The sequence below is a fragment of the Bacillus sp. N1(2025) genome, assembly GCF_053470005.1.
Genome location: NZ_JBLTJB010000003.1, coordinates 229,196 through 254,276 on the forward strand (window position 1 = coordinate 229,196; position 25,081 = coordinate 254,276).

General features: G+C 46.2%; 27 protein-coding genes and 1 pseudogene. 13 read left to right on the forward strand and 15 right to left on the reverse strand.

Features of this window, described 5'->3' with window-relative positions; genetic code table 11:
- The first annotated feature begins 18 nt into the window (after nt 1-18).
- Genes liaF through ACNFN4_RS08930 form a run of 3 tightly spaced genes read left to right on the forward strand, consistent with a single transcriptional unit; the run spans nt 19 to nt 2,439 of the window.
- Entirely contained in the window at nt 19-750 is a 732-nt protein-coding gene (gene liaF / locus ACNFN4_RS08920) for a cell wall-active antibiotics response protein LiaF (protein WP_003151794.1), read from the forward strand.
- The gene (gene liaS / locus ACNFN4_RS08925; protein WP_003151796.1) at nt 747-1,829 is read left to right on the forward strand and encodes a two-component system sensor histidine kinase LiaS; all 1,083 of its coding nucleotides are present in this window, start codon (nt 747-749) and stop codon (nt 1,827-1,829) included. The genes liaF and liaS overlap by 4 nt, the downstream gene beginning before the upstream one ends.
- A complete protein-coding gene (locus ACNFN4_RS08930; protein ID WP_007410060.1) occupies nt 1,807-2,439 on the forward strand; it encodes a response regulator transcription factor in 633 nt (210 codons plus the stop codon). Before liaS ends, ACNFN4_RS08930 begins: the two co-directional genes overlap by 23 nt.
- A 42-nt stretch (nt 2,440-2,481) precedes the next feature.
- On the opposite strand, the gene ACNFN4_RS08935 is transcribed toward ACNFN4_RS08930, so the two are convergent.
- From ACNFN4_RS08935 to ACNFN4_RS08945, 3 genes are read right to left on the reverse strand one after another with little or no spacing between them, the layout of a single operon-like run.
- Nucleotides 2,482-3,597 (reverse strand): Ger(x)C family spore germination protein, encoded by a 1,116-nt coding sequence (locus tag ACNFN4_RS08935; protein WP_007410061.1) that lies wholly within the window; start codon nt 3,595-3,597, stop codon nt 2,482-2,484.
- The gene (locus tag ACNFN4_RS08940; protein ID WP_007410062.1) at nt 3,594-4,694 is read right to left on the reverse strand and encodes a spore germination protein; all 1,101 of its coding nucleotides are present in this window, start codon (nt 4,692-4,694) and stop codon (nt 3,594-3,596) included. Before ACNFN4_RS08940 ends, ACNFN4_RS08935 begins: the two co-directional genes overlap by 4 nt.
- Nucleotides 4,669-6,111 (reverse strand): spore germination protein, encoded by a 1,443-nt coding sequence (locus ACNFN4_RS08945; RefSeq protein ID WP_020954311.1) that lies wholly within the window; start codon nt 6,109-6,111, stop codon nt 4,669-4,671. The genes ACNFN4_RS08940 and ACNFN4_RS08945 overlap by 26 nt, the downstream gene beginning before the upstream one ends.
- A gap of 115 nt (nt 6,112-6,226) precedes the next feature.
- Here ACNFN4_RS08945 and ACNFN4_RS08950 point away from each other — a divergent pair, with 115 nt between their 5' ends.
- Nucleotides 6,227-6,412 carry a YvzF family protein gene (locus tag ACNFN4_RS08950; RefSeq protein WP_182071988.1) on the forward strand — a complete coding sequence of 62 codons (186 nt, stop codon included), beginning with the start codon at nt 6,227-6,229 and terminating at the stop codon, nt 6,410-6,412.
- Nucleotides 6,413-6,479: 67 nt separating this feature from the next.
- A complete protein-coding gene (gene fumC / locus ACNFN4_RS08955; protein WP_007410064.1) occupies nt 6,480-7,868 on the forward strand; it encodes a class II fumarate hydratase in 1,389 nt (462 codons plus the stop codon).
- 36 nt (nt 7,869-7,904) lie between these two features.
- Here the strand turns inward: fumC and ACNFN4_RS08960 are convergent, their stop codons facing one another.
- Nucleotides 7,905-8,780, reverse strand: a complete 876-nt coding sequence (locus ACNFN4_RS08960; protein ID WP_007410065.1) for a TetR/AcrR family transcriptional regulator — start codon at nt 8,778-8,780, stop codon at nt 7,905-7,907.
- Between the two features lie 178 nt (nt 8,781-8,958).
- On the opposite strand from ACNFN4_RS08960, the gene spxO reads away from it, so the two are divergent.
- The gene (spxO, locus tag ACNFN4_RS08965) at nt 8,959-9,123 is read left to right on the forward strand and encodes an anti-adapter protein SpxO (RefSeq protein WP_003151811.1); all 165 of its coding nucleotides are present in this window, start codon (nt 8,959-8,961) and stop codon (nt 9,121-9,123) included.
- A 27-nt stretch (nt 9,124-9,150) separates the two neighbouring features.
- Here spxO and ACNFN4_RS08970 read toward each other — a convergent pair whose 3' ends face one another.
- Entirely contained in the window at nt 9,151-10,506 is a 1,356-nt protein-coding gene (locus tag ACNFN4_RS08970; protein ID WP_047936124.1) for a sensor histidine kinase, read from the reverse strand.
- On the reverse strand, nt 10,503-11,180 hold the full coding sequence (locus tag ACNFN4_RS08975; protein ID WP_032869720.1) for a response regulator transcription factor: 678 nt from the start codon (nt 11,178-11,180) through the stop codon (nt 10,503-10,505). The genes ACNFN4_RS08970 and ACNFN4_RS08975 overlap by 4 nt, the downstream gene beginning before the upstream one ends.
- A gap of 276 nt (nt 11,181-11,456) precedes the next feature.
- Between ACNFN4_RS08975 and ACNFN4_RS08980 the strand changes: the two genes are divergently transcribed.
- Nucleotides 11,457-12,818, forward strand: coding sequence for a S1C family serine protease (locus ACNFN4_RS08980; protein WP_007410070.1), 1,362 nt, complete (start codon nt 11,457-11,459; stop codon nt 12,816-12,818).
- A 46-nt stretch (nt 12,819-12,864) separates the two neighbouring features.
- Here ACNFN4_RS08980 and ACNFN4_RS08985 read toward each other — a convergent pair whose 3' ends face one another.
- Both ACNFN4_RS08985 and ACNFN4_RS08990 read right to left on the reverse strand, forming a co-directional pair.
- Nucleotides 12,865-13,329, reverse strand: a complete 465-nt coding sequence (locus ACNFN4_RS08985) for a Dps family protein (RefSeq protein WP_007410071.1) — start codon at nt 13,327-13,329, stop codon at nt 12,865-12,867.
- Between the two features lie 89 nt (nt 13,330-13,418).
- The gene (locus ACNFN4_RS08990; RefSeq protein WP_012118400.1) at nt 13,419-14,261 is read right to left on the reverse strand and encodes an oxidoreductase; all 843 of its coding nucleotides are present in this window, start codon (nt 14,259-14,261) and stop codon (nt 13,419-13,421) included.
- Between the two features lie 132 nt (nt 14,262-14,393).
- Between ACNFN4_RS08990 and ACNFN4_RS08995 the strand changes: the two genes are divergently transcribed.
- From ACNFN4_RS08995 to ACNFN4_RS09010, 4 genes and pseudogenes are all read left to right on the forward strand, one after another.
- Nucleotides 14,394-16,175: a M3 family oligoendopeptidase gene (locus tag ACNFN4_RS08995; RefSeq protein WP_020956317.1), complete on the forward strand. Its 1,782-nt coding sequence runs from the start codon at nt 14,394-14,396 to the stop codon at nt 16,173-16,175.
- A 118-nt stretch (nt 16,176-16,293) separates the two neighbouring features.
- Nucleotides 16,294-16,731 carry a YusW family protein gene (locus tag ACNFN4_RS09000; RefSeq protein ID WP_182071985.1) on the forward strand — a complete coding sequence of 146 codons (438 nt, stop codon included), beginning with the start codon at nt 16,294-16,296 and terminating at the stop codon, nt 16,729-16,731.
- Nucleotides 16,732-16,887: 156 nt separating this feature from the next.
- Nucleotides 16,888-17,712 carry an ABC transporter ATP-binding protein gene (locus tag ACNFN4_RS09005; RefSeq protein ID WP_014418835.1) on the forward strand — a complete coding sequence of 275 codons (825 nt, stop codon included), beginning with the start codon at nt 16,888-16,890 and terminating at the stop codon, nt 17,710-17,712.
- Between the two features lie 2 nt (nt 17,713-17,714).
- Nucleotides 17,715-17,982 (forward strand): annotated as a pseudogene (locus ACNFN4_RS09010) (YusU family protein).
- A gap of 188 nt (nt 17,983-18,170) precedes the next feature.
- Here ACNFN4_RS09010 and ACNFN4_RS09015 read toward each other — a convergent pair.
- The gene (locus ACNFN4_RS09015) at nt 18,171-19,211 is read right to left on the reverse strand and encodes a ketopantoate reductase family protein (protein ID WP_353771524.1); all 1,041 of its coding nucleotides are present in this window, start codon (nt 19,209-19,211) and stop codon (nt 18,171-18,173) included.
- A 12-nt stretch (nt 19,212-19,223) separates the two neighbouring features.
- Nucleotides 19,224-19,970 carry an acetoacetate decarboxylase gene (locus tag ACNFN4_RS09020; protein ID WP_053104480.1) on the reverse strand — a complete coding sequence of 249 codons (747 nt, stop codon included), beginning with the start codon at nt 19,968-19,970 and terminating at the stop codon, nt 19,224-19,226.
- Nucleotides 19,971-20,092: 122 nt separating this feature from the next.
- Here ACNFN4_RS09020 and ACNFN4_RS09025 point away from each other — a divergent pair, with 122 nt between their 5' ends.
- Nucleotides 20,093-20,980 carry a LysR family transcriptional regulator gene (locus tag ACNFN4_RS09025; RefSeq protein WP_448200121.1) on the forward strand — a complete coding sequence of 296 codons (888 nt, stop codon included), beginning with the start codon at nt 20,093-20,095 and terminating at the stop codon, nt 20,978-20,980.
- 112 nt (nt 20,981-21,092) lie between these two features.
- Here ACNFN4_RS09025 and ACNFN4_RS09030 read toward each other — a convergent pair whose 3' ends face one another.
- The 4 genes from ACNFN4_RS09030 to ACNFN4_RS09045 all read right to left on the reverse strand — a co-directional run bounded on the left by ACNFN4_RS09030 (nt 21,093) and on the right by ACNFN4_RS09045 (nt 23,910).
- A complete protein-coding gene (locus ACNFN4_RS09030; RefSeq protein WP_429774327.1) occupies nt 21,093-22,688 on the reverse strand; it encodes an MDR family MFS transporter in 1,596 nt (531 codons plus the stop codon).
- Between the two features lie 20 nt (nt 22,689-22,708).
- A complete protein-coding gene (locus ACNFN4_RS09035) occupies nt 22,709-23,170 on the reverse strand; it encodes a MarR family winged helix-turn-helix transcriptional regulator (protein ID WP_003151828.1) in 462 nt (153 codons plus the stop codon).
- A 138-nt stretch (nt 23,171-23,308) separates the two neighbouring features.
- Nucleotides 23,309-23,641, reverse strand: coding sequence for a spore coat protein (locus tag ACNFN4_RS09040; protein ID WP_014418831.1), 333 nt, complete (start codon nt 23,639-23,641; stop codon nt 23,309-23,311).
- Between the two features lie 11 nt (nt 23,642-23,652).
- Entirely contained in the window at nt 23,653-23,910 is a 258-nt protein-coding gene (locus ACNFN4_RS09045) for a hypothetical protein (RefSeq protein WP_015418171.1), read from the reverse strand.
- 89 nt (nt 23,911-23,999) lie between these two features.
- Here ACNFN4_RS09045 and ACNFN4_RS09050 point away from each other — a divergent pair, with 89 nt between their 5' ends.
- Nucleotides 24,000-24,908, forward strand: coding sequence for a proline dehydrogenase family protein (locus ACNFN4_RS09050; RefSeq protein WP_021494006.1), 909 nt, complete (start codon nt 24,000-24,002; stop codon nt 24,906-24,908).
- Between the two features lie 29 nt (nt 24,909-24,937).
- On the opposite strand, the gene ACNFN4_RS09055 is transcribed toward ACNFN4_RS09050, so the two are convergent.
- Nucleotides 24,938-25,078, reverse strand: coding sequence for a YuzL family protein (locus ACNFN4_RS09055; protein WP_003151836.1), 141 nt, complete (start codon nt 25,076-25,078; stop codon nt 24,938-24,940).
- Nucleotides 25,079-25,081 lie beyond the last annotated feature (3 nt).

Consider the following 25,081-nt stretch of genomic DNA (forward strand, 5'->3'; position numbering starts at 1 on the left):
AGGAGGGGCAAGCAGCTGATGGCAAAAAAACAGATTCTCGGACTTATCATCGCCTTATTAGGCGTCAGCATGTTTTTGCGTATTATCGGCATCGGCGACTTCTTGTTTTGGCCGCTCTTTTTTCTGATCACAGGCTATATTTTTAATAAATATTCCCGCGGCTGGCTCGGCTCCGTCCTCTATATCTTCGCCGCTTTTTTATTTTTGAGAAACCTGTTCAGCGCCACCTTTAACCTGTTCGGCTATGCCTTCGCCGCCTTTCTCATCTACGCGGGCTACAGGCTCCTGAAAGGAAAGCGCGTGTATGAACATAAAGAGAAGAAAATCAATCTTGAAAAAGAAGAGCAGCCAAAGCCTTCCGCCCAGACGGAAAGCAGACAGCCGGACCTCCGCAGCTTTTTTATCGGCGAGCTCCGGATGATGAAGGACCCGTTTGAGCTGAATGATTTAAATGTTTCCGGATTCATCGGCGATGTGAAAATTGATTTGTCAAAAGCGATGATTCCCGAAGGAGAAAGTACGATGACCATCAGCGGTGTCATCGGCAATGTTGATGTGTACGTCCCGCCGGATATCGAAGTGTCCGTCAGTTCATCGGCTTTTATCGGCGATATGAACCTGCTCGGCTCTAAGAAAAGCGGCATGAGCCCGAATCTGTATAAAGTATCGTCTGAGTACGGCGATTCGCCGCGGCGGATTAAAATTTCAATTTCGTTATTCATCGGCGATGTGGATGTGAAGTATTTATGAGGAAAAAATTACTCGCCAATATTCAGTGGCGCGCCATGCGGATGACCGCGGGACTCAGTCTGCTCCTTTGCGCGGTGTTTATTACGCTGATGCTGCTGTATTACGGGCTTGACCCGATGCTGCTGTTTTCTTCCGGCTGGTTCGGTATTCCGTTTGTGGTCATCCTGCTTTTGGCGTCTCTTTCGGCGGGGTTGATTTCCGGTTATGTATATGGCGGCCGCCTTAAAACAAGAATGGATACACTGATTGAAGCGGTTTTGAAATTTGAAAACGGCAATTTTGCTTATCGGGTGCCGCCGCTCGGCGATGATGAAATCGGTCTGGCGGCAGACCAGCTCAACGAAATGGCCAAGCGGGTCGAGCTCCAGGTCACATCGCTGCAAAAGCTCTCCAACGAACGGGCGGAATGGCAGGATCAAATGAAAAAATCGGTCATCACTGAAGAACGCCAGCGGCTGGCGCGCGATCTGCACGATGCCGTCAGCCAGCAGCTCTTTGCCATTTCTATGATGACATCCGCCGTCTTAGAGCAGGTGAAAGATGCGGATGACAAAATCGTCAAACGGATTCGCATGGTTGAACATATGGCGGGGGAAGCGCAAAACGAGATGAGAGCGCTGCTATTGCATTTGCGGCCCGTCACTTTAGAAGGAAAAGGCTTAAAAGAAGGGCTGATTGAGCTGTTAAAAGAGTTCAAAGCGAAGCAGCCGCTGGATATTGAGTGGGACATCAGCGATACGGGTGTGTCAAAAGGCGTTGAAGACCATCTGTTCCGCATCGTGCAGGAGGCGCTTTCCAACGTTTTCAGACATTCAAAGGCGACCAAGGTCACCGTCAGGCTCGGCGCGAAACATCAAAAACTTCAGCTTAAAGTCATTGATAACGGGGCGGGTTTTACGATGGATCAAGTGAAAGCATCCTCATACGGCCTGCATTCCATCAAGGAAAGAGCGAGTGAAATCGGCGGCATAGCGGAAATTATCTCCGTAAAGGGAAAAGGCACGCAGATCGACGTGAAAGTCCCGATTTATCAGAAAACAAAAGGAGAGAACGACAGTGATTCGAGTGTTACTGATTGATGATCATGAAATGGTCAGGATGGGTCTGGCCGCATTTTTAGAAGCACAGCCGGACATTGAAGTCGCCGGTGAAGCATCAGACGGGCAGCAGGGCGTCGATCTGGCCGCAAAGCTTTTGCCGGATGTGATTTTAATGGACCTCGTCATGGACGGCATGGACGGTATCGAAGCGACAAAACAGATCTGCGCGACACTCAATGACCCGAAAATCATCGTGCTGACGAGCTTTATTGATGACGACAAAGTGTATCCGGTGATCGAAGCGGGAGCGCTCAGCTATTTGCTGAAAACGTCCAAGGCGGCAGAAATAGCCGAAGCCATCAGAGCGGCTGCCAAGGGCGAACCGAAGCTTGAATCGAAGGTGGCGGGAAAAGTGCTGTCAAGGCTGCGCCATTCAGAGAATCAGCTTCCGCATGAAACGCTGACAAAAAGAGAACTGGAAATCCTCTGTCTCGTCGCGGAAGGCAAGACGAATAAAGAGATTGGTGAAGAGCTGTTCATTACGATTAAAACGGTGAAAACCCACATTACGAATATATTGTCAAAGCTTGATGTCAGTGACCGCACGCAGGCAGCCGTATATGCCCACCGCAATCATCTCGTGACATAAGAAAAGGAGAGCGGTGCCAGCACACTCTCCCGAGGAACGGGGTCATTGGGACATTCCCTTTGTTCCGAAATCCCTGATGGCGACTTTGACTTTGTATTCAATATCCGATTCACTGAAGTGATGATCCCAGTCAGAGGATATCTTTTTCCATTTATCGGGATAATGAATCCGGACTTGATCGCCTAACCCGGTAATATCCACTTTCAACTCATGCTGCATGTAATCAATGAATGCCATGACATCTGAATGAATGCTGCGTTTTACCGCGTTTTTGATTTCATTTATATAGGACTCCTTGAAGGAATCTTCTTTCGGGTTCCAATCCTCAGATAGACGGCCTTCAACAAACCGGGTAACGATAAACTTGAATTTTCCGTTTTTATATTGTGTTTTTACATCATATTTGCTGGAAAATACCTCGAAAGACAAATAATAATTGTCATGCTTTGCAAACGTAACGCCTCCCTTTACCGTGCCTGTGAACAGGTTCATATTCTGGACTTGTAAAGGAGTTAGATTCGCATACCAGAATTTATTTTTAATAATGGTAGCGCCCCAGATTTCCAGTCTGCTGCCCACTTTGCGAACTTGAGGAAGGGCAAAGGTCTCGCCCTTGGCGATTCTCTCGGATATTTCCCCCAATGTCACGGGCTCCATCATCCGGATGGTGACCGCATTATTCTCCGTTAAGTCATAGATCGTATTTGACGCAGGCTCTCCCTGGTCACTGATTTTGAAAATATCTTTCGTTTTATCCGGCACCGTCATCACATTGCAGCTTCTTCTCGTACCGTTGTCCCTGATAAATTGGTTCATCAATGCGTCAAGCGGGATGTCGTCCTTTAACAGCGCCTCGGAAAACAGCATGATACGCAAGTGCTGGGAGAAAGCGGGGTGATTTTTTAATGATGCCGTTCGTAAGGCTTGATGGACGGTTTCTCCGGAAGTGGAAGTCACCTTTGTCGTGTCGCTCCCTGACGACGACTGCTGGGAACTTGCTTTTTGCGGAACCAGAATCTGCTGCGTCACTTCCACGTTTTCTTCCTCGGGTTTATCGAGCCCGACGCCGATAACGAGACTCAAATCTTCTATATTGCGGCTGTCCCAGCATCCGGCTAAAAGCAATGTGCAAAGAATGATTACGATATATTTCTTCATTGCGCTTTTTTCACCTTCCTTTTCACAGCGACGACTGCAAACATCAGTAAAGGCAGCAAAAAGAAAACCAAGAAGATATAGCCTAGAATATCACTGAACAGCATCAGCTTGTTAGCGTCTTTGGGCATCAATGATCCGAAGAATGTCGCAATGCCTACGAAAATGATGCCCTTTTTGTGCTTCAGCCCGAAAATTTTATTAAGACCCGATGTCGCGAAATATCCGTACGATACATAGGTGGCGAAAAATTGGATAATCCAGACGGCAAGCAAAAAAGACTCGAATCTTTCGATAAAAAGCCCTTTGATTTCAAATGATTGAAAAAGCGCAATCGTAGGCCAGATCATTGTTTTGACATCCTGGGTGGTTAAGGCGCCGACGACGAGCACGTAGGTAATGATGTATAAAATAATCGGGATGCCAAAGCCCATGGCCGACATACGGAACGTGTGCTTTTTATTTTTGATGTGCTCAGGGAGAAACAGCATAATCTCAATTCCTAAGAATGAAACAGAAACGACGGTCAAGGAAGCCATAACGGGAGAAAACCCCTGTCCGAGCACCGGCCGCAGGTTGTCCAGATCAAATATTTTAAAGCTGAAAGAAAACACCACCAGCAAAATAATGATCGTAATCGTTAAATAGAAAGGAAAGAGCCTGCCGAGATCGCTCATGCCGCCGATAATTAAATAAACGGAACAGGCGATAAAGATAAACAGCGTAACCGGCACGGGCGTTCTCTCCAATAAAAAGAACTTGACCATTTCCGCCATCGCCCGGGCTTCGAAGCTGGCGACTCCTATAAAATAGAGACAGATCATAAGATTGACGATATTTCCCGCCCATTTGCCGAGGCCTTCGTTCATATAATCAAACAATGATCCGTACTGATGCTTTTTCATAATGAGCGTATTGAGATAAATCAAAAAGATAAAGATGACGCCTTCCAGACATAATGCAATCCAGCCGTCCGGCGAATTCGCCCTTGATGACAGCGACCGCGGCATGGTAAGGAGTCCCGCCCCGAGCATCGTGTTGGAAATCAATGCCGTCCCTTGATAGCTAGTAAGCTTATTGAGAGTTGTTTTCTGGCTCATTTACGTTTTTCGCCTCTTTTGGTTGATTTTTAATAGGGAGACGGAGAATAGAGTCGTTTGCGTTTTTTAAGCTGAAAAATCCATTCGGCGAGAAATACGGAGAACCGAAGCTTCGCTGTCTCGATAAATGAGTGTAGATCGCCAGCATAAATAAAATCATGCCGTACAGCCCGAAAGCTGCGGCGGTAAACATCGAAATGAAACGGAGCACACGGAATGACAGACCCATCCCGTACTGCGGCACCGTAAATGAAGCAAGCGCGACAATGCTGACCACGATGACCATGATGGAGCTGACAATATTCGCTTCAACGGCCGCCTGGCCGATGACGACTCCGCCCACCAATCCGATCGTCTGGCCGAGCGGGCTGGGAAGCCTCAAGCCCGCTTCTCTCAGCAGCTCTATCGTAATTTCCATTACCATCGCTTCAATGATAGGCGGGAAGGGAACGTTTTCTCTGTTCGCCGCGATGGTGACTGCAAGCGATGTCGGCAGCAGCCCTTGGTGAAACGAAACGAGGGCGATATAAATGGACGAAAAAAACAGCGTAATAAAAATAGACGTAAACCGCAGCACCCGGATGAGCGAGGCGGAAATCCACCGTTCATAATAATCATCGGGAGACTGCATTAAAATTCCTAAAGAAGCCGGAACCACCAGCGCAAACGGCGAGTTGTCGACAAGGATGGCGACGCGGCCGTTGAACAAGGCGGAAGAGACTTTATCAGGCCGTTCCGTATTTTGTATTTGCGGAAAGGGCGAATACTTATTATCCTCAATAAGCTCCTCAAGCGTTCCGGAATCCTGGATGTCGTCCATCTTCACTTCGCTGAGGCGCTTTACAACATCGCTGACGACAGACGGGTCCGCCTTATCATCTATGTACATGACAGTGGCGTATTTTAACTTATTTTCTCCGATTGGAACCTTTTTCGTTTTCAGCTTCGGATGGTTCGTGCGCTGCCTGATCATGGCGACGTTTGTATCAGAATCTTCTATGAAGGCGATTTTCGGACCTCTTACGACCTTTTCGGATGTGGGTTCATTCACGCTTCTTTTTTCTCTTTTTCCCGTGGACAAAATGTATACGCTGTCAAGTCCGTTAATAAACACGGCGCATTTTCCCCGCAGAATGGAGATGACGGCTTCCTTCGACGTAAAGACGGGACGGGCGTCGATCTTATCAAGACGTTTCGTCACCGTATCCAGCGTCAGAGTGTCTTCCTCCCGAAGCAGCGTTTCAATCGCCTCTTTTATTTTGTCTTCGTCGTTCATTTCACTCAGATACATATAATAAAAAACAAGCCCGTTCGGAAGCATCTTTTTATTTTGAACCAGGTCATCATTCTGCTCTACGTGGGGAAGCACCAGTGCCAGATTAACGTGTATGTATTCCTTGAATTCCGATTGCGCCATCGACAGTCACCCGCCTTCCAATCCTTAATTGAGGTTATCTTTTCCTGTTAAAAAAATGATATACTATGATAAAGTATTTAATGGTACAAGTTTTTTATGAAAGCGGAGGAGAGATGTGGCACAAGTCAGACTGGCAGGAAATGCCGAAGAAATTGAACAGCTCATCAAATCATTTGAAGCGCATTACGAAGTGGCTTACACGTCGAAAGAATACCGTAAAACAAATCCGAAGTATAAATACTCTAAGGATTCGCGCGTCTATCTTGAGCTGAAATTAAAAACGGCCAATGCCGAAAAATAAAAAGGGTTTCATCTGTTACTGGCGAATAATACTCAGGGTGAAGCAACTGTTATGGAGGGATACATAAATGGACTACAGAATTGAAAAAGACACCATGGGAGAAGTTAAAGTTCCGGCAGATAAATTTTGGGGCGCTCAGACACAGCGCAGCAAAGAGAACTTCAAAATCGGTTCAGAAAAAATGCCTCAGCGTGTTGTGAAGGCGTTTGCAATATTGAAAAGAAGCACAGCGATCGCCAACGAACGCCTCGGCAACTTAGAGTCTGAAAAAGCACAGGCGATTGCCGCTGTATGTGACGATGTTTTAAACGGCAAATACGACGATAACTTTCCGCTCGTTGTCTGGCAGACGGGAAGCGGCACGCAAAGCAACATGAACATGAATGAAGTGGTGGCCAACCGCGCGACTGCTTTATTGAAAGAAAAAAATTCCGAGCTGAAGATTCATCCGAATGATGACGTTAACCGCAGCCAAAGCTCAAACGATACATTCCCGACGGCGATGCACGTTGCGGCGGTTCTTGCCGTATATGAGCAGCTCGTTCCGGCGCTTGATCAGCTGCGCGCGACGCTTGATGAAAAAGCGAAAGCTTATCAGGATATTGTGAAAATCGGACGCACGCATTTGCAGGACGCCACTCCGCTGACGCTCGGACAGGAAATCAGCGGCTGGGTATACATGCTTGACCGTTCGAAAGAAATGATTCTTGAGTCAACGGAAAAAATCCGCGCGCTTGCCATCGGAGGCACGGCAGTCGGCACGGGAATCAACGCCCATCCGCAGTTCGGTGAATTCGTCGCGGAAGAAATCACAAAAGTAACGGGGCAGACATTCAAGAGTTCGCCTAACAAATTCCACGCGCTCACAAGCCATGATGAAATCACTCACGTTCACGGCGCGTTAAAAGCATTGGCTGCCGACCTGATGAAGATTGCCAACGATGTCAGATGGCTGGCAAGCGGCCCGCGCTGCGGAATCGGCGAAATCGTCATTCCTGAAAATGAGCCGGGAAGCTCTATCATGCCGGGCAAAGTCAACCCGACGCAAAGTGAGGCGCTGACAATGATCGCCGCGCAAGTGATGGGAAATGACGCGACAATCGGATTTGCGGCCAGCCAAGGAAACTTCGAGCTGAATGTCTTCAAACCGGTTATTATCTATAACTTCCTGCAGACCGTGCAGCTGCTCAGTGACGGAATGAATTCCTTCCATGACAAATGCGCTGTCGGTATTGAGCCGAACCAAGAGACGATTCAGGAAAATCTCTCTAACTCATTAATGCTTGTTACGGCGCTTAACCCGCACATCGGTTATGAAAACGCCGCGAAAATCGCCAAGCTTGCCCACAAAGAAGGCCTGACGCTGAAAGAAGCGGCATTACAGCTGAACCTTCTGACAGAAGAACAATTTAATGAAATGGTGCGTCCGGAAGATATGGTGCACCCGAAAGCATAAAAAGAAAGAACGGCTGCAGTCATTGCGGCCGTTCTTCTAAATAAACTGCTGTTTCAGTAAAAATCTGAGCTGTTCTGCATCTTCAGCCAGCAGGTCGGATTCCTTCAAATTCAAAATCATTCCTTTGATGATTGCCGGTTTCGGCGACTTTTTCTTCATTTCCGCTTCCAGAATATCCAAGCTCTCGGTGAATTCAGATGCTTGCGTCTTATCCATCGTGCCGATGCGCGTGCGGAGGGTCTGCAAGATCGATTGGCTTAAAGGATCGGGCTGCCCGTTATGAAGGGGCCCAAACAGTGAGCTTGCCTCATCAAGAGAAATAAACGCTTCATCATGTCTGTCCGCCATTCCGTTTACGATGTCATCAATTCTGTGAATCACGGTATTTGCCAAAAGCGAAGGCTGTACGGACCGGCCGGTCAGAATGAGATATTCAAGATACATCTGACTGATTCCTTCTATTAAAAAACAAAGCTCGGCTGTGTATGGTTCAGCTTTTTCTCCGTAAATCGCAAGAAGACTGTCGATATGAAACTGCAGGATCGACCGGCGGATTCTCTTTCCGCACTGCGCCGCTTCTTCGGTATAAGGAAGTGAACCGTCTTTCATCTGCACGGTAATAAAATCCTGATGGGCGAGAATCGATTCGTAAAACACCGCAAGCTGTTTTTGGTAAGCGGCTCTCGGACTGTCACCCTCCGTTTGGATCGTCGTGATTCGGGTAAACGTTTTATCATAGTAGTAATTCAGCATGGATAGGAGCAGTGCTTCTTTGGAAGGAAAGTAAAGATAAAAAGCGCCTTTTGAGATTTTGCATTCATCGGCGATTTCCTGAACCGATGTAGATTTGTACCCTTTTCGGGCAAACAGTTTGATTGCTGCTTCAATGATCAGCTTTTCTTTTTCCTTCAATGGTTCCACCCTTTCGGAGCCAGGAGGCTGGCTTGTGCTTCTCATGTATGACTATATGGTCATATTGATATTCCGTAAATTTAACCTGATTGTAACTTGTTTTTTTGTTTTGTTTTATTTATATTATAAAGTGAGCTGACCGAATGGTCAAAGTTCTGGCGAAAGGGTGAATCTGAAAATGAAAGAATTAGATGAAATGATCAGCCGCTTGCGAAACAGAGGAATTAAAGTCGAAAAGGTGAAATATCCGAAAAAGACAATTTGTGAAAAGAAATGGGTTCATCAATGCCAAAAACCGCTGAAAGCAAACTACAGAGATTTTAACGGCTATTCCTTCACATAAAAAAAGACTGCAATGGAACACTACAGTCTACTTTGGTATGATAATTTGGTAGATTACACCCGATTGGTCATTTTCAATTGAAATTGATGCTTTATGCAGGGTTAAAATCCGTTTTACGATGCTGAGTCCTATGCCGAACTCGCCTTTCTTCCCTTTATTAAAAGGCTCGTACAAGCTGGATAGCATCTCATCCTCGATCGGAGGCCCGTCATTTTTAACCGTCATGACAATCTGCTGCTGATTTTGGCTGATCCGAATGTGAATCGCCGTTTCTGCATAGCGGATTTGATTTTCGAGAATGTTTTCAAGAAGTTTGCTCCATTGTTCCGGATCACCGGGCATCATTAATGCATCTTCTGTATCAACGGTCCACGATAATTCCTTCCGGGCCCATTTGAGCCGTTCAATGACTTCTTCCGTGACCTTCACAATGTCAAATGTCTCATGGTGCACCCGCTGCTTCATTAAATAATCAAGCTTCGTTAAATATAATAAATCCTTAATTTTCTTCTCAAGTTTTTCTGCTTCGCCTTCAATGACATCAATTGTGGTTTCCAGATCCCCCTTAGGAAAAATCCCGTCCTTTATTGATTGAGTATAGCCCCTTATCACCATGACAGGCGTTTTTAAATCATGAGAGATATTTTGCAGGAGCGTTCTTTCCGTTTCGTCTTTTTGCACCAGCTTGCTCCGCATGTCTTCAATGGTATGGCCTAATTTTCCGATTTCGTCTTTCCTGTCGACGATGACCGGATCATCCCAATCCTGTTTTGAAATCCGTTTGACATGCTTCTCTAAGGAAACGAGCGGGCGCGAGAGATATTTGGCAAGCCAAATCGCCGGAATCCAGCTTAACAAAATCACGCCGGCAATGATAAAGAGCAGCTGCTTGAACAGGGTGAATGCCAGATCATCACGATAAGAATCAAGGGCGTAAGACAGCATCATCGCATCCTGGCCGTTAATGGTGAGGCCTTTTTTAATGACGAAAAACACTTTTTCACCGCTGATGTCCGCGCTGTATCGTTTCGTGACGCTGTGCTGGCGGCCCGCGAGCTTGTACACCTTATGGATAAAGGAAGAAGAAAAGTAGTTCAAGTCTTTGTCACTGGCCGATTCCTCCCGTTCCGGCAGAAGAACGTGCTGAACGGATCGGAAAGTCGTCGGCGCGGTCGCATCCTCGCTGTAATATCCCCGCTCGATCGATCCGGGCAGCCGGTACTCCGTCAGTACATGCTGTTCATTTTCAATGGTCGTATACGTTTCATCCGTGAAAAAATTACGCAGCGTATTTGAGAACAGCACGAGAAGCAGAATCGAAATGGCTAAGAGGATGCCTGAGATGACCACCCATATTTGAAAAGCAAGCGGCTTATTTTTCATGACGTCATCATCCTGTAGCCGAATCCGTAAATGGTTTCAACCTTTAACCCGGGCATTTTTTTCCGCAGCCTCCGCACAAGATCATCGACCACCCGGTCAGTGCCGAAATAATCATGGCCCCATATATTCAGCAGGATATCTTCTCTGGAAAAGGGGTGTCCTTTATGGTGAAGAAATAAAAGCAGCAGATCAAATTCCTTAGACGTCAAATTGACCAGGCTGCCGGTTTCATCATAAACCTCTCGGGCATCTTCGATCACATTGTAGGAAGAAACGGTGATGCCGGTTTTCTTTGCGGCGGGCTGTTCTTTATACACGAGCTCGAGCAGCTTCTGGACCCGTATAATAAGTTCTCTCGGCAAAAAAGGCTTGGCGATATAATCATTGCTTCCAAGCTCTAACCCGAGGACTCTGTCAATATCGGCATCCCGCGCGGAAATGAAAATAACCGGCACATCGGGATCTTTTTCTTTTATTTCTTTTATCAATGTATAGCCGTCCGTATCCGGAAGCATGATGTCAAGAATCCACAAGTGGGGAGACGGCTGCATCTGCTTTCTGGCATCTTCGCCTTTTGTGAAAGATGTAATGTTCCAGCCTTCATTCTCTAAATATTTTGTGAGCAGTTCATTCAGGTTATCCTCATCTTCAACTAGATAAATGGTGTATGACAAGGCATTTCACATCCTTTCAACGTCATTATACTAGTTTTAACATACTCAAGCCGCATTTTCATAATTTCACATATTCTTTTCATTTTTATCCCACAATGTTTGTTTATGATGTGTATAAGGGAAGAAAGGAAGAAAAAAAGCGGGGAAGATAACATGTTCAAACACATTTTGTTTTGGAGCTTTGCTTTTCTCCTTATTATTGGGACAATAGAACTTGTACATGCGATGAATATGTAATCGATAGAATGAAAACATGCTGAAGGAGTGTGCGTGAATATGAACGATCATCGAGATGACGGCAGAAGCCGCGATCAGTCAGATCTTTCACATACGGAACAAAACAGAAATGAACAGCAGCAGATCAGCCATCAGGAGCCCGAGCTGCTCGAAGGGCCCGTCTCGAAAGAAGCGGAAAACGAGACGGCGGCCGGTACGGAATTTGAAAAAACGGCTGCCGTGAAAAAAGAAAAAAAACGGAGAGCCGCTTGGCTGAGCCCGATTTTAGGCGGCATTATCGGCGGCGGCCTCGTGCTTGGCATTGTGCCGAACCTGCCGGGTGAGCAGCATAAGACAGAAGCCGTTTCTGATACGAAACAAGTTCAGTCTTCGAATTTTACGTCAACGCCTTTGAAAAATACCTCAAGCGTAGCGGATATGGTGGAAGACTTGGAGCCCGCGATTGTCGGAGTGTCCAACTACCAAGCTTCGCAAAGCAGCCAGTTCGGACTTGACGGCGGTTCAAGCTCTGAAACGGAAAGCGGCACGGGGTCAGGCGTCATCTTCAAAAAAGACGGCGAAAAAGCGTACATCATTACAAACAACCATGTCGTAGAAGGTGCGAACAAACTGTCGGTCACTCTTTACAATGGGAAAACCGAAACGGCAAAGCTTGTCGGAAAGGATGCCATCAGTGACTTGGCTGTATTGGAAATCAGCTCGTCCAATGTCAAAAAAGCGGCCAGCTTCGGGGATTCCTCCAAGCTCCGCATTGCCGATAAAGTGATTGCCATCGGCAACCCGCTCGGCCAGCAGTTTTCCGGCACCGTCACACAAGGTGTCATCAGCGGGCTGAACAGAACGGTAGACGCCGATACATCCCAAGGCACGGTGGAAATGAACGTGATTCAGACGGATGCGGCGATTAACCCCGGAAACAGCGGCGGCCCGTTAATCAACTCAAGCGGCCAAGTTATCGGGATCAACAGCATGAAAGTCAGTGAAAACGGCGTGGAGTCACTCGGCTTTGCCATTCCGAGCAATGATGTAGAACCGATAGTCGACCAGCTGCTTGCAAAAGGAAAAGTCGAGCGCCCATTTTTAGGTGTGCAGATGATTGACATGGCGCAAGTGCCGGAAACTTATCAGGAAAACACGCTCGGACTGTTCGGCGACCAGCTGTCTAAGGGTGTTTACGTAAAAGAAGTGCAATCCGGCTCACCGGCTGCGAAAGCGGGCATCAAATCAAATGACGTCATTGTACAATTGAACGGCAAAGATGTCGGCAGCAGCGCCGATATCAGACAGATCTTATATAACCAGCTGAAAATCGGCGATAAAACGACTGTTCAAGTTCTCAGAAACGGAAGCAAAAAGACGCTGAACGTCACATTAACGAAACAAACCGAAAGCGCAAGCTGAACGCATAAAAAAAGCTGAACCTTCAACTGAGGTTCAGCTTTTTTCGTCATTCTCCCAAGTAGGCTGACAGCATCCACACATGCTTGTCCGCTTCTTCAACTAATCCGACAAACAGGTCGGCAGTTGACGGGTCATTTTGTTCCTCGGCGATGCCGATGACAAATTTTGATTCGCGGCTGATTTGTTTATAGTCTTGAACCAGTGATTCCACCATTTCAGAAGCCGTTTTTTCCTGGCCTTCATCCGTAATGGAAGCTTGTTCAAGGTAAGTGTGTAAAGTCGCCGCAGGCTGTCCGCCGATGGCCAGAAGTCGCTCTGCGATGGCATCCGCCGTTTCCGCCGCTTCGTTATATAGCTCTTCAAATTTTTCATGAAGCGTAAAGAAATGAGGGCCTTTTACATACCAATGGAAGCGGTGCAGTTTAGAGTAAAGGATAAACCAGTTTGATAATTGTGTGTTCATTGATTTCTCAACAAGAGTTTCAGTTTTTTTCGCGTTTTGTGTATTCATATTCATCGTCCTCCCTGTGATCTGATAATTTAATTATATCACATATTAAATAAAAATCAATACTAAATTATAATAATTATAATTTAGGTTTAAGTGAACAGCTTTTTCTTTATAATCGATTCCCAGGCGGACCACGGAAAGAGTGAGCGGAAAGCCAATGTCAGCTTAACGCCCCTGCCGATCGGATACCGCAGTTTCTTCAGCCGTTTCCTTTGTGCCAATTGATAAATCAGCTCCGCTACGTCATCAGGATCGCCGCTTTTGGATGCGTTGGCTTTGAAGTAAGCTTCTATTTGCTGATAATAGCGGTAATAAGGCGAATCTTTGCCGGGTGCCGTAAGATGATTGGAGAGAGACGTTTCCCATATAGATGTTTTGTAGGAGCCCGGTTCTATTAAAGCGGCATCAATTCCTAAAGGCAGCAGTTCGAGGCGCAGGCTCTCTGTAAACCCTTCAACCGCGAATTTGGAAGAGACATACGGAGATAGAGCCGGGAAACCGGTCAGTCCGCTGATACTGCTGATATTGAAGATTTTCGCCCCGCTATGTTTTCGCATATAAGGCAGCACGGTTTTTGTGACGTGAATCAGACCGAATACATTTGATTCATACTGCTGTCTGTAATGTTCCATCAGCACATCGTCAATAAACCCCCCGTACGCAGTGCCGGCGTTATTGACGAGCAGGTCAATCGGTCCGAAACCGCTGATGGTGTTCCCGAAGTCAGACACCGACTGCTCATTTGTCACATCTAAAGAAACGACCGTAACATGTTCGGATGCACCCGCTTGAGCGGCGGCCTCTTTCAGTATTTCAGCTTTCTCCGGCTGTCTGGCTGTTGCGATGACGTGATAAGACCGGGCGAGCTTCAGCGCTGTCAGCAGCCCGAATCCGCTCGTCGCGCCGGTTACAATGGCAATTTTTCTGTTCATCTTATAATCCTCCCCGTTTGTTCTTATCTCATAGTGTATAACATCTCGCGGAAAGAAGGAGAAATCGTTCGGAAATATGTCAGAATTGTTTTATAATGGAGTCAGCTTCGGATAGAAAGGGGTAAAGAAAAGATGGCATTAGAGGGATTGAAGGAAACATGGGATTTAAACTCCATTTTTGAGGGCGGGAGCCGGTCGGAAGAGTTTCAGCAATACATACAAGAGCTCAAAAAGCATCTAAGCGCTTTTCAACATGCGGTTGAAGCGTTTACGGTTCCGACGCATGCGGATGAAAGCCGGGAGATGATCAATCTGATTGATAGGTTTGAACGGTCAGCGATCATGATCAGGCAGGCGGGAGCGTTCGTCGGCTGTCTTCAGGCTCAGAACACTCATGATCAGAAAGCGAATGAATGGAGGGCGCGGATCAATCAGCTGAGCAGTGATTTTAAATCCGCTCTGGTCACCCTTGACGATACACTTGCCCGGATTGACGAGCCGGTCTGGGAGGAGCTGCTGCAAAAACCGGAACTTCAGGATCTCACATATGTTTTAAATGAGAGAAGAGATCGTGTCAAAGAGAAGCTCAGCGCTTCAGAAGAAAGGCTGATTGAAGGCCTGGCCGTTGACGGCTATCACGCATGGGGCGACCTGTATAATGCGGCTGTCGGCAGAATGAAGATTCCGTTTGAGGATAAAGAGCTGTCGGTCGGCCAAGCGGAAAATATGATGGCGCACCCGGACCGCCGCATCAGACATCAAGTGTTCAAAGAGCTTAATGAAGCGTGGAAAGGAGAAGAGGAGCTTTTCGGCAGCACGCTGAACCATCTGGCCGGCTTCCGCACGGAAATCTATAAAGCGCGGGGCTGGAAAAGCGCTTTGGAAGAGCCGCTTGCGATCAACCGGATGAAAAAAGAAACGCTGGATGTCATGTGGCAGGTCATTACCGATCATAAAAAGCCTTTTGCCGAATACCTGAATCGAAAGGCGTCTCTTTTAGGGCTTGAGCGGCTGAACTGGTATGATGTGGACGCGCCGATCGGCGAGGCTCCGAAAGAATATACATATGATGAAGCGGCCAATCTGATCGTCAGCCAATTTTCGACGTTTGGCAAAAAGCTGTCCGCATTTACGGAAAAAGCGTTCCGTGATCGGTGGATAGAAGCGGAAGACCGCAGCGGCAAACGGGTCGGCGGTTTCTGCACCAGCTTTCCCGACAGCGGAGAATCCCGGATTTTTATGACGTTTTCCGGAAGCGCTTCGAATGTATCGACGCTGGCGCATGAGCTCGGTCACGCGTTCCATCAGGAGGCCATGCTTCAAGTGCGGCAGCTGAACAGAGCCTACGCTATGAATGTCGCTGAAACAGCCTCGACCTTTGCGGAAATGATCGTCGCCGACGCCGCTTTGAAACAAGCGGAGACAAAGGATGAAAAGGTGTTCTTGCTTGAAGATAAAATTCAAAGAAGCGTAGCCATGTTTATGAATATTCATGCGAGATTTTTATTTGAAACGCGTTTTTATGAAGAGCGCAAGCAGGGCGTCGTTCCGGCTGAGAAACTGAATGAACTGATGGAAGCGGCGCAGAAAGAAGCATTTTGCGATTCATTAGGGGAATACCACCCTCATTTCTGGGCGTCAAAACTGCATTTTCATATTACGGGAGTGCCGTTTTACAACTTTCCGTATACGTTCGGTTATTTATTTTCGCTTGGAATATATGCAAGAGCTCTTCGGGAAAAAGCGGATTTTGAAGAAAAATATATCGCGCTTTTGTGTGACACGGCTTCGATGACTGTTGAGGATTTGGCGATGAAGCACCTTGGAGCGGATCTGACGGAACGGTCGTTTTGGGAAGACGCGGTCCGCCTTGCCGTACAGGATGTGCAGGAATTTTTAGAGCTGACTGAATGATAATCTGGAGATGAACCGGCCGGAGTGTTACCGCTCCGGCTCTTTTTTGTTTAATGAATGACAGCCGCCTCCCTTGGAAATACCTAAAAACGATCGGAATGGAATGGGAGTGAATCGCATGAAATGGATCAGAACGGCGGGCGTTTTATGTCTTACGCTGATGCTGATTGCCGGCTGCCGATTGAATGAAGAAAAACGGGAAGCGGAACAAGACAGCACACCCGTGTCATCCGCGAAGCCGGTTCCTTACAGCAGCTTTGCCCTTCGCGTCAGCTACGGAGCCGGAGAGCATAACCGCTATGAAGGTTTGTATGAAAGAAAAAGCGGTCATGAAAAGGCGGACATCCGGGACAAGCTCTCAGGGGTTCACAGAGAGGGCGAGGAAGCGCTTGATGAAATGAAGATGATCCTCGGAGAACTTGCCGTAAACAGCCGGATGCAGGAAAGCGAGGTCGTCCGGCAGGTGCTCTCGGCTTTTAATTTAGACAGCCGCTATGACCATTTTTATCTGAAACTGAAAAAGAACGACGGAGAAATGACAGAAATAAAAAAATAACCGCCGTCCGCTGCTTTTTTGCCCAAAACTAATTGATAATGATATTCAGAGTCATTAATTTCTGTTACAATATAATCATGATCTCACGTTGAATGTTTAGGCAATTTGTTTATATACATAGTGTTTGGGAAACTCAAAAAAGGAGCGGTTAGCGGTATGAGTGCAATTTCTACAGAGACGCTGAGCTTAGGGTACGGAGAAACTGTTATCATTGACGAATTGGATGTCGCGATTCCAAAAGGCGAAATAACTGTATTGATCGGAAGCAACGGCTGCGGAAAATCGACGCTTTTACGTTCATTGGCCCGGCTGATGAAACCGAGGGGCGGTTCTGTGCTTTTAGAAGGAAAAGCCATCGCTAAGCTTCCGACGAAGGAAGTGGCAAGAGAGCTCGCTATTTTGCCGCAGAGTCCGTCAGCTCCCGAAGGCCTGACGGTGCATCAGCTTGTGAAGCAGGGAAGATACCCTTATCAAAGCTGGCTGAAGCAATGGTCCAAAGAGGACGAAGACGCAGTGGCAAACGCGCTTAAAGCGACGAAGCTTGAGGAAATGGCCGACCGTCCGGTAGATTCCTTGTCAGGCGGACAGCGCCAGCGCGCATGGATTGCGATGACACTCGCTCAGGATACGGATATCATTCTGCTTGACGAGCCGACAACCTATCTCGACATGACGCATCAAATTGAAATTCTTGATTTGCTGTTTGAATTAAATGAAAAAGAAAAACGCACAATCGTCATGGTGCTGCACGACCTCAATCTGGCATGCCGTTATGCCCATTATCTGGTCGCCATTAAGGATAAACAGATTTACGCAGAGGGCCGTCCCGAAGAAGTCATCACTTGCGAGCTTGTACAGCAGGTCTTTGCGATGAACTGCCAGGTAACGCAAGACCCGCTGTTCGGCACGCCGCTTTGCATTCCGCACGGACGCGGCAGATGTATCGTGCAGGAAGCGGCCCTCACCGCCCGATTGTCATAATCATGAAAAAGGGAAGGGAACGGTATGGAAGAGAAACTGCAGCAGCAGCTGGACGGCCTGCTTGAAAAATACACGGAACTATTGCTTGGCGAAACAACCCCGGATGTAAAGGAAGAAGTCAGGCAGTGGATTTTGTATACACATATCGCAAAAAGCATGCCTCCGCTCGTCAAACATTGGAATCAATCCTACCCGGACGCCAAAGAGGGCATCAAAGCTGCGATACAGAACATTAAACAGCTCAATGAAGCACACAGAAAAAAACAATAAAAAAGCTTTCGGCATCAAAGAGAGGTGCCGGAAGCTTTTTTTGCTGAAAAGGAATCAATAAAGGCGCCGTTCAATTCATAGCGAAGAACTTTAATGTAACGCACCCGTTTGTTAACGTATATTTCTTCCGCTTGCTGAACCAAGAAAAGAGGACCGCCGCAGCAATCCCTTTCTCTCTTTCCTATATATCACATTTCCTTTCGGATACGTAATAACTCTTCAAATGCTTTTATATTTGTATCAAAATTGGGCACTGTTTGAGATTCCTCGGCACATTTGACTTGTGCTACAACCAAATCATGAAAAGGTGTTGAAATGCCAGTACCTTCTGCCATTTTGAGAATAACTCCATTAATATAATCAATTTCAGTTTTGCGTTTTTTCTCAAGATCCTGGAGCATACTTGCTCTTAGCAGCCTAGATGGTTCCATGGCTGCCCTAAATGTTTGGATACGTTCAGGAATATCATTTTCGCTTCTTAATTCCAAAGATTCTATATCAAGGCCGCCCATTTTCGCAAATTTGACACCATTGGCGTGTCCAACCTTAATCGTCTCATCTGCGATATGAACTGCACTAACAATGCCGATTTCATGGTCAAGAATGTCTCCGTATTCTCCGTTTAATGCTGCTGATAAACCACTGAATGCATTATTGATAAGTAATTTTGACCACTTCGTTCCAACTAAATTATCGGAAATATGTGTTCCGCCGATAAGGTCTAAAACCGATTTAATACGCTGGATTCTTTCTGTTGTTTCACCATGTAATTCTCCAATTTGAAAAGCGTACTCTTTAAATTGAGTATACTCAGTTGTAAGTCTGGATACGCCCGGTTCAATAAACGTAGCACCAAATTCAACAGAACCTGCAATAACACGTTCATCACCAACGATCGAAGCGACTTTCTGTTCAGGTATACCGTTTTGCAAGGAACATACTACACTGTCATCCTTTAAAAAAGGCAGTAACTCCTTAAGAATGGAGTCATTATATAATTGTTTCGTCAGAAGTAATATGAAATCATACTTGCCTGACTTGTTTTCAGGGGTAATGGCTTTCACCTTTGCTTGAAATTCCGTTGTACCAATTACTTTAGCACCTATTTGATTTAAAGTATCTACATGTTCTTTGTATGAATCAATCAATTCGACATCCATTCCGCCAGCAGACAGATATGCTCCAACAATGGTTCCTAAAGAACCTGCTCCTAAAACTGCAATTCTCATTGTCAACGCTCCTTATTTTTCCTCTAAGTAGTTATAAACCGGCTGTGCTGCATTTAAGGTTAAATCCGTAATAATATGAGATGCTGAAACGACTTCTAATACAGGCAAATCTGCAAGAGGTGCCAGAGCATGTTCAAATAATTGAAGCCGCGCCGGTCCAGTCCAGGCACCTTTAACTTCTATATTCGTTATTTGCGTCCGCACCAAATCACAAACCCTTAAATCACCATTGTAATCAGTGGCAATCTTAACCATAAAATTAGGTCGGCAAATTTCCCTTTTCGCTTTTTCCTTATCCATTTCGAAATGTTTATATCCCATAGTCGCAGTTGCCACACGAAGACTGCCATAATCCAATGTGCCAACAAGAGTATCAGAGTCTATATACAGCTTAGGGGCACCCAATTTCTTTGGATATGCAGTAAGTTCCCGTCCGCTTGCAATAGCCGGGAAATTGTCAACATACATAGAATGTACATAATCTCCTTCTTCACCATTAAAGCTGACAGGGATGACTTGTCCTGCCTCTGTATAGGCACCAAGTCCGGAAACATCGGGCATCCACATGACTTCGAATTTCACTAAAGGTTCAGTAATTTGAAGAGGTTCCGGCACTGCCGCACGTAAAGCTTTTTCATCCGTTCGGTAAATAATATTTAAATATTCACGGTTAACAAATTTATAATTTGGGATAGGATAAGCAGGGGCTGTTAGTGGCGTACTTAAATTTTTTGCTATATCTTTCACATCAATTTTCATTGAATGACACCCTTTCCTTTTCTTTAACTATGCTATTATCTTACATTCGCATTTACATTTAATCCAATACATAATAAGGTATATATATATTTATTGAAATAAATGAGGGGGGGTGCAGACAGATGGAATTGCTGCAGCTAAAATACTTTCAGACAGTTGCCTATACTGAACATATTTCTAAAGCAGCAGAACAATTAAAGATTGCCCAGCCTTCTTTAAGCCTCACTATAAAAAGACTTGAGAATGAACTGGGAACAACCTTGTTTGAGAGAAAAGGCAGAAATATTAAGCTGAGTTCAGCAGGGAAAATTCTTTTAAAACATGTAAACAGGATTTTTACTGAGATTGAAAATGCACAAACGGAAATTCAATTGGAGGAACATCAAATTTCTGGCACCATCAGAATATCTATTTCCAATCCAAGATTCCTTGCAGGACTGATGAGTGAATATATCAACCGCTCTCCTCAATCAAAAATTCTCCAAGCAATCGGAGTTAAAAGCGAGATCATAACAAGTTTAAAAAAAGGGGACATTGATTTAGGAATAACAGGTCATCCGATTCAAGATGAAGAGATAGAGAGTTGTGTGCTGGTAAATGAAGATATCGTTCTGGCTTTGCCCTCAAACCACCGATTTACGGGTAAAACTGAAATTTCTTTACGTCTTGTCGCCGATGAACCATTTATTACCCTTGCTAATAATGAAGAGTACAGCGGTTTTACAGCCTCGCTTTGTGAGAAAGCCGGTTTCACCCCAAATATTGCATTTGAGGCGGATTCTCATTTACTGGTCGAGATTATAAAGCTGGATCAAGGTGTGGCGTTGCTTCCTATTTCAGTTTGCAGAACATTGGGGCTGAATTTTATAAAAGTGACTGATCACTCTGCTTCATATCCAGTCGGCTTATCTTGGTTAAGACATAAGCTGTTATCTTCTTCGGTAAGAAATTTTCGTGACTTTATTATGTCGTACTATAAAGATAACTATGAAATGTTTAAGGTTTATTAAAGGGTTTCATCATTATTTTTTTGAATTTTTCCCCCAATTCCAATGAGGCGGAAGACTGGCCATTCCCAGATGATATAAAAAAATCCCGCGGCATCCGCGGGATTTTTCTTTGTTAAACGGCTTTCGCCTTTTCTTCTTGTTTGCCTGTCTTTTTGTTTGTCAGTTTAATTGATTTAACAAACAGCGTGAGGATCAATCCGGCAGCGATAAAGGCCAGGCCTGTGAAAAACACGCTGTGAAGCGAATCCATCAGTGACGTTTTCAAAACCGGCACGATATGGGAAGAAAATGCGGCCGGGATCTGCTTAATTGATTCCTGGCTGAACAAGGATTGAAGCAGCCCTTCAGGATTCTTGTCAATCATACCTTTAAACTGGGCGGCAAAGGCACTTGCCTGTTTCGGGAGTGAGTCTAAGTAAGGCACCAGTCTGTCGGTTAAAAGGCTTCCTGATCTGGCATTCATGACAGCGCCGAGCACCGTAATGCCGAACGTTCCCCCGATCATCCGGAAAAATTGGCTTGAAGAGGTCACAACACCCAGCTCTTCTTTTGAAAACGTTTCTTGCAGAGCGAGTGTGAGAAGCGGCATGACGAGCCCCATTCCCAGACCGATCACGGCCATATAGCACGTCGCCGCGAGCTTGCTTGTATCCAGCTGCAATGTCGTTAATAAGAAGAAGCCGACGGCCATGATCAGCATGCCGATCATGATTTGCGGTTTAATACCGATCTTATAAACCAGCTGGCCTCCGATAATACTTGTGATAATCATAGATACCATCATCGGCGTCATAATCGTGCCGGACGCGGTGGCGCTGACTCCGATAATTCCCTGCATAAAGAAAGGAACGAACGTAACGGCGCCGAACATGCCGATACTCATGAAAAAGCCGATCAGATTCAGTACGGTAAACGTTCTGTTTTTAAACAGGTACATCGGCAGAATCGGCTCTTTTGCTTTGATTTCAGCGAAAATGAAGCCGACAATCCCGGCAAGCGCAAGCGCAAAGAGACCGAGAATCTGCCAAGAGCCCCATGCGTAATCCTTTCCTCCGAAGCTGAGCGCGAGGAGGAGGCTGACGATTCCGACGATCATTGTGAAAATGCCGGCGATGTCAAAGTTAATCGGCCCGGTCTGTTTTCTGCCTTGAAGTCCTCTTGCGATAAAGATCACGGCTAAAATTCCGACAGGCAGGTTGATATAGAAAACCCATTTCCAATTTAATGAGTCAACAATCCAGCCCCCGATTTGCGGGCCGATCACGGAAGCAAGCCCGTAAATCGCCCCGAAAAGCCCTTGGAACTTGGCACGCTGTTTTCCTGTGAACAAATCCCCGATGACGATCATAGCCATCGGCATCATGACACCGCCGCCGATTCCCTGAAGTCCGCGGAAAATAATCAGTTCCGTCATGTTGTTGGCCATTCCGCACAGTGCGGAAGCTCCCATAAAAATCAATAAACCTGACACATAGACGACGCGGCGCCCCAATAAATCTGCAAGTTTCCCCGCAATCGGAACGATCGTCGTCGAAGTTAAAAGATATGCTGTGGTCAGCCACGTCATCATGCTTAATCCCCCGAGGTCACCCACGATTTTAGGAATCGCCGTTCCTACGATGGTGCCGTCAAGGGCTGAGAAAAACATGGCGATGATTAAGCCGGTTATTAATAATGTGCGTTTTGGATCTTTCTTGTCAATGCTCATGTTTCGGCAGCTCCTCTTTTCTATTCGTTTTCTTTTTGATCAGCCGCGTATTTCTCGGCGGCTTCCGCTACTTTGCGGATGATGTTCACGGACTGAATCAGTTCATCGTCAGTCAGAACGGACAGGTTTCGCGCCAGTATCGCTTTCCGTCCTTCCACAACGTCTTCGAATTTTGTTTCGCCTTTTTTGGTGAGGCTGATGTCGATGACGCGTCTGTCCTGCTGGTTATGTTTGCGGACGATAAGTCCTTTTTGCTCGAGGCGGTCGGCCATCAGCGTCACTGCGCTCGGCTTTACCTCCATGCGTTCCGCAATTTCGGAAACTTTGCAGCTCCCGTGTTTTTTCAGGCTGGCTAAAACAAATAATTGGGCAGGCGTCACCTCGTGTTTTGCCATGCTTTCCACCATTTCAGGCTGTATGTTTTGCAGCAGCGTCTGAAGAGATTTCTGGATGTCAGACACATATTGATCCGCGTTTTTCATAACTCCTCCTCATCTTGTTCCTTGAGAAAATAATTAACATTAGTTAAATATAAATAAGGATTAATGATAAGTCAATCTTTTTGTGCAAAAATAAAAAAAGGATTGATGCTTGTCGAAAACATCAAATCCTTCTTCGTTTTACTGCTGATAGGGAGACTGCTGCTGAATGGTCTGCCGGAACTTCTCATACGATTGCTGAAGCTTTTGGGTATCGGCTGCTTCAATGGAATACCAGCCATTTTGAAACATCACATCGTATAATCTTCTTTGCGCTTTTTGTGACTCATCGAAAATCGCCTGAATATCTTGATAAAGAGACTCGTGGCTGAACTCGTGCAGGGCTGTGCAATATGAAGACGTGATGTATTTTTCCGTCGTCAGCAGCTCATTCACCAAGTCTCTGTCATTCATTTGCGCCGTATTGGGCACGGGCGTTTGCGGATTCGTGATTTTTTGATTTTGCTGTTCCATGTATTGTCCTCCTATTGCATATAGCCTGTTGTTGTCTGTCCGCCTTGATCGGGGTTCAAGCGGCCCAATATGTGCTGATAATGCTTCTGATGCATCCGGCCGATCTGATCAAGCTCTTGTTTTAACGTCTGATTCTGGCAATGTTCCGCCATAAAATGCGCTTTTTTCATGGCAAGCAGATTCCAGTTCAGCATGTCCTCAAGATACAAATGGTCTTTCGTTGAGATGACGGCAGGCGGCAAGTTTCCGTGCTGCTCTTGGTTGTTCATATAAACGCCTCCTTCAATTCTGTTCTTTTTAGCTTTCTCTGCGATCAGGATTTCATACACGAATAAAAGAAAAAGGAGGGAGTTCATCCTTGCTGCGGAACATATGTTTATTTTTGTCGAAAAATAAAATGCTTACAAAATTCGCCCAGGCTTACGGAATCCGCTTCGGCGCGGGAAGGTTCGTTGCAGGGGAAACACTCACGGAAGCTGTGAAAACGGTAAAGCGGCTGAACCAAAAAGGGCTGTCGGCTTCGATTGATTATCTAGGTGAATATGCGGGTTCAGAGAAGGATGCGAAAAGGACGGCGGAAGAATGTAAAAAAGCAATCAGGGCGATTGCCGAGAATCAACTGGATTGTGAGCTGTCTCTGAAATTAACATCCATCGGTCTGGATATTTCCGAGAAACTCGCGGAACAGCATGTCAGAGACATATTGACGGAGGCAAAAGAACGCTGCGTGCCTGTAACGATTGATATGGAGGACTATTCAAGATGCGGCCGTACACTCGAGCTGTATAAGCGGTGCAAGCCGGATTTCCCGATGCTCGGCACCGTCATTCAGGCTTATTTGTACCGGGCAGCTGAAGACATCAGCGGTCTGATGCCATACAAGCCGCGGCTCAGGCTTGTAAAAGGCGCTTATAAAGAATCGGCGGCCGTTGCATTCCCTGATAAAAAAGCAACCGATCTTCATTTTCAGCAGCTGATTAAGCTGCAGCTTTTGAGCGGCCATGAAACGGCGGTGGCGACTCATGACGATGACATCATTTCTTATACGAAAACACTCATCAGCGAACATCAAATTCCCCGGGAGCAGTTTGAATTCCAAATGCTGTACGGCATCAGAACGGAGCGCCAGAAGGAGCTTGCCGAAGAAGGATACAGGATGAGGGTGTATGTCCCGTACGGAACCGATTGGTACGGGTACCTGATGAGAAGAATCGCCGAGCGCCCGGCAAACGCGGCGTTTGTGCTGAAAGGGATCTTCAAAAAATAACGGCTGCTCCAAAAAGCAGCCGCAGCATGTTATTCCATGTTGTCTTTTTTATATTGCTGATTTTGGCTCGTCCGTTTGCCGCCGCCGTATTTTTGCTTCGGTCCCGCATTTCCTTTCATGCTGGCCGCGCTCACTGCGGCAGAAGACGGATCTTTTCTCCCTCGCACCATTCC

Coding starts and splice junctions, on each gene's coding strand:
- liaF (WP_003151794.1), top strand. CDS start 19: ATGGCAAAAAAACAGATTCTCGGACTTATCATCGCCTTATTAGGCGTC.
- liaS (WP_003151796.1), top strand. CDS start 747: ATGAGGAAAAAATTACTCGCCAATATTCAGTGGCGCGCCATGCGGATG.
- ACNFN4_RS08935 (WP_007410061.1), bottom strand. CDS start 3,597: ATGAAGAAATATATCGTAATCATTCTTTGCACATTGCTTTTAGCCGGA.
- ACNFN4_RS08940 (WP_007410062.1), bottom strand. CDS start 4,694: ATGAGCCAGAAAACAACTCTCAATAAGCTTACTAGCTATCAAGGGACG.
- ACNFN4_RS08945 (WP_020954311.1), bottom strand. CDS start 6,111: ATGGCGCAATCGGAATTCAAGGAATACATACACGTTAATCTGGCACTG.
- fumC (WP_007410064.1), top strand. CDS start 6,480: ATGGACTACAGAATTGAAAAAGACACCATGGGAGAAGTTAAAGTTCCG.
- spxO (WP_003151811.1), top strand. CDS start 8,959: ATGAAAGAATTAGATGAAATGATCAGCCGCTTGCGAAACAGAGGAATT.
- ACNFN4_RS08970 (WP_047936124.1), bottom strand. CDS start 10,506: ATGAAAAATAAGCCGCTTGCTTTTCAAATATGGGTGGTCATCTCAGGC.
- ACNFN4_RS08980 (WP_007410070.1), top strand. CDS start 11,457: ATGAACGATCATCGAGATGACGGCAGAAGCCGCGATCAGTCAGATCTT.
- ACNFN4_RS08985 (WP_007410071.1), bottom strand. CDS start 13,329: ATGAATACACAAAACGCGAAAAAAACTGAAACTCTTGTTGAGAAATCA.
- ACNFN4_RS08990 (WP_012118400.1), bottom strand. CDS start 14,261: ATGAACAGAAAAATTGCCATTGTAACCGGCGCGACGAGCGGATTCGGG.
- ACNFN4_RS08995 (WP_020956317.1), top strand. CDS start 14,394: ATGGCATTAGAGGGATTGAAGGAAACATGGGATTTAAACTCCATTTTT.
- ACNFN4_RS09000 (WP_182071985.1), top strand. CDS start 16,294: ATGAAATGGATCAGAACGGCGGGCGTTTTATGTCTTACGCTGATGCTG.
- ACNFN4_RS09005 (WP_014418835.1), top strand. CDS start 16,888: ATGAGTGCAATTTCTACAGAGACGCTGAGCTTAGGGTACGGAGAAACT.
- ACNFN4_RS09015 (WP_353771524.1), bottom strand. CDS start 19,211: ATGAGAATTGCAGTTTTAGGAGCAGGTTCTTTAGGAACCATTGTTGGA.
- ACNFN4_RS09020 (WP_053104480.1), bottom strand. CDS start 19,970: ATGAAAATTGATGTGAAAGATATAGCAAAAAATTTAAGTACGCCACTA.
- ACNFN4_RS09025 (WP_448200121.1), top strand. CDS start 20,093: ATGGAATTGCTGCAGCTAAAATACTTTCAGACAGTTGCCTATACTGAA.
- ACNFN4_RS09030 (WP_429774327.1), bottom strand. CDS start 22,688: ATGAGCATTGACAAGAAAGATCCAAAACGCACATTATTAATAACCGGC.
- ACNFN4_RS09035 (WP_003151828.1), bottom strand. CDS start 23,170: ATGAAAAACGCGGATCAATATGTGTCTGACATCCAGAAATCTCTTCAG.
- ACNFN4_RS09040 (WP_014418831.1), bottom strand. CDS start 23,641: ATGGAACAGCAAAATCAAAAAATCACGAATCCGCAAACGCCCGTGCCC.
- ACNFN4_RS09045 (WP_015418171.1), bottom strand. CDS start 23,910: ATGAACAACCAAGAGCAGCACGGAAACTTGCCGCCTGCCGTCATCTCA.
- ACNFN4_RS09055 (WP_003151836.1), bottom strand. CDS start 25,078: ATGGTGCGAGGGAGAAAAGATCCGTCTTCTGCCGCAGTGAGCGCGGCC.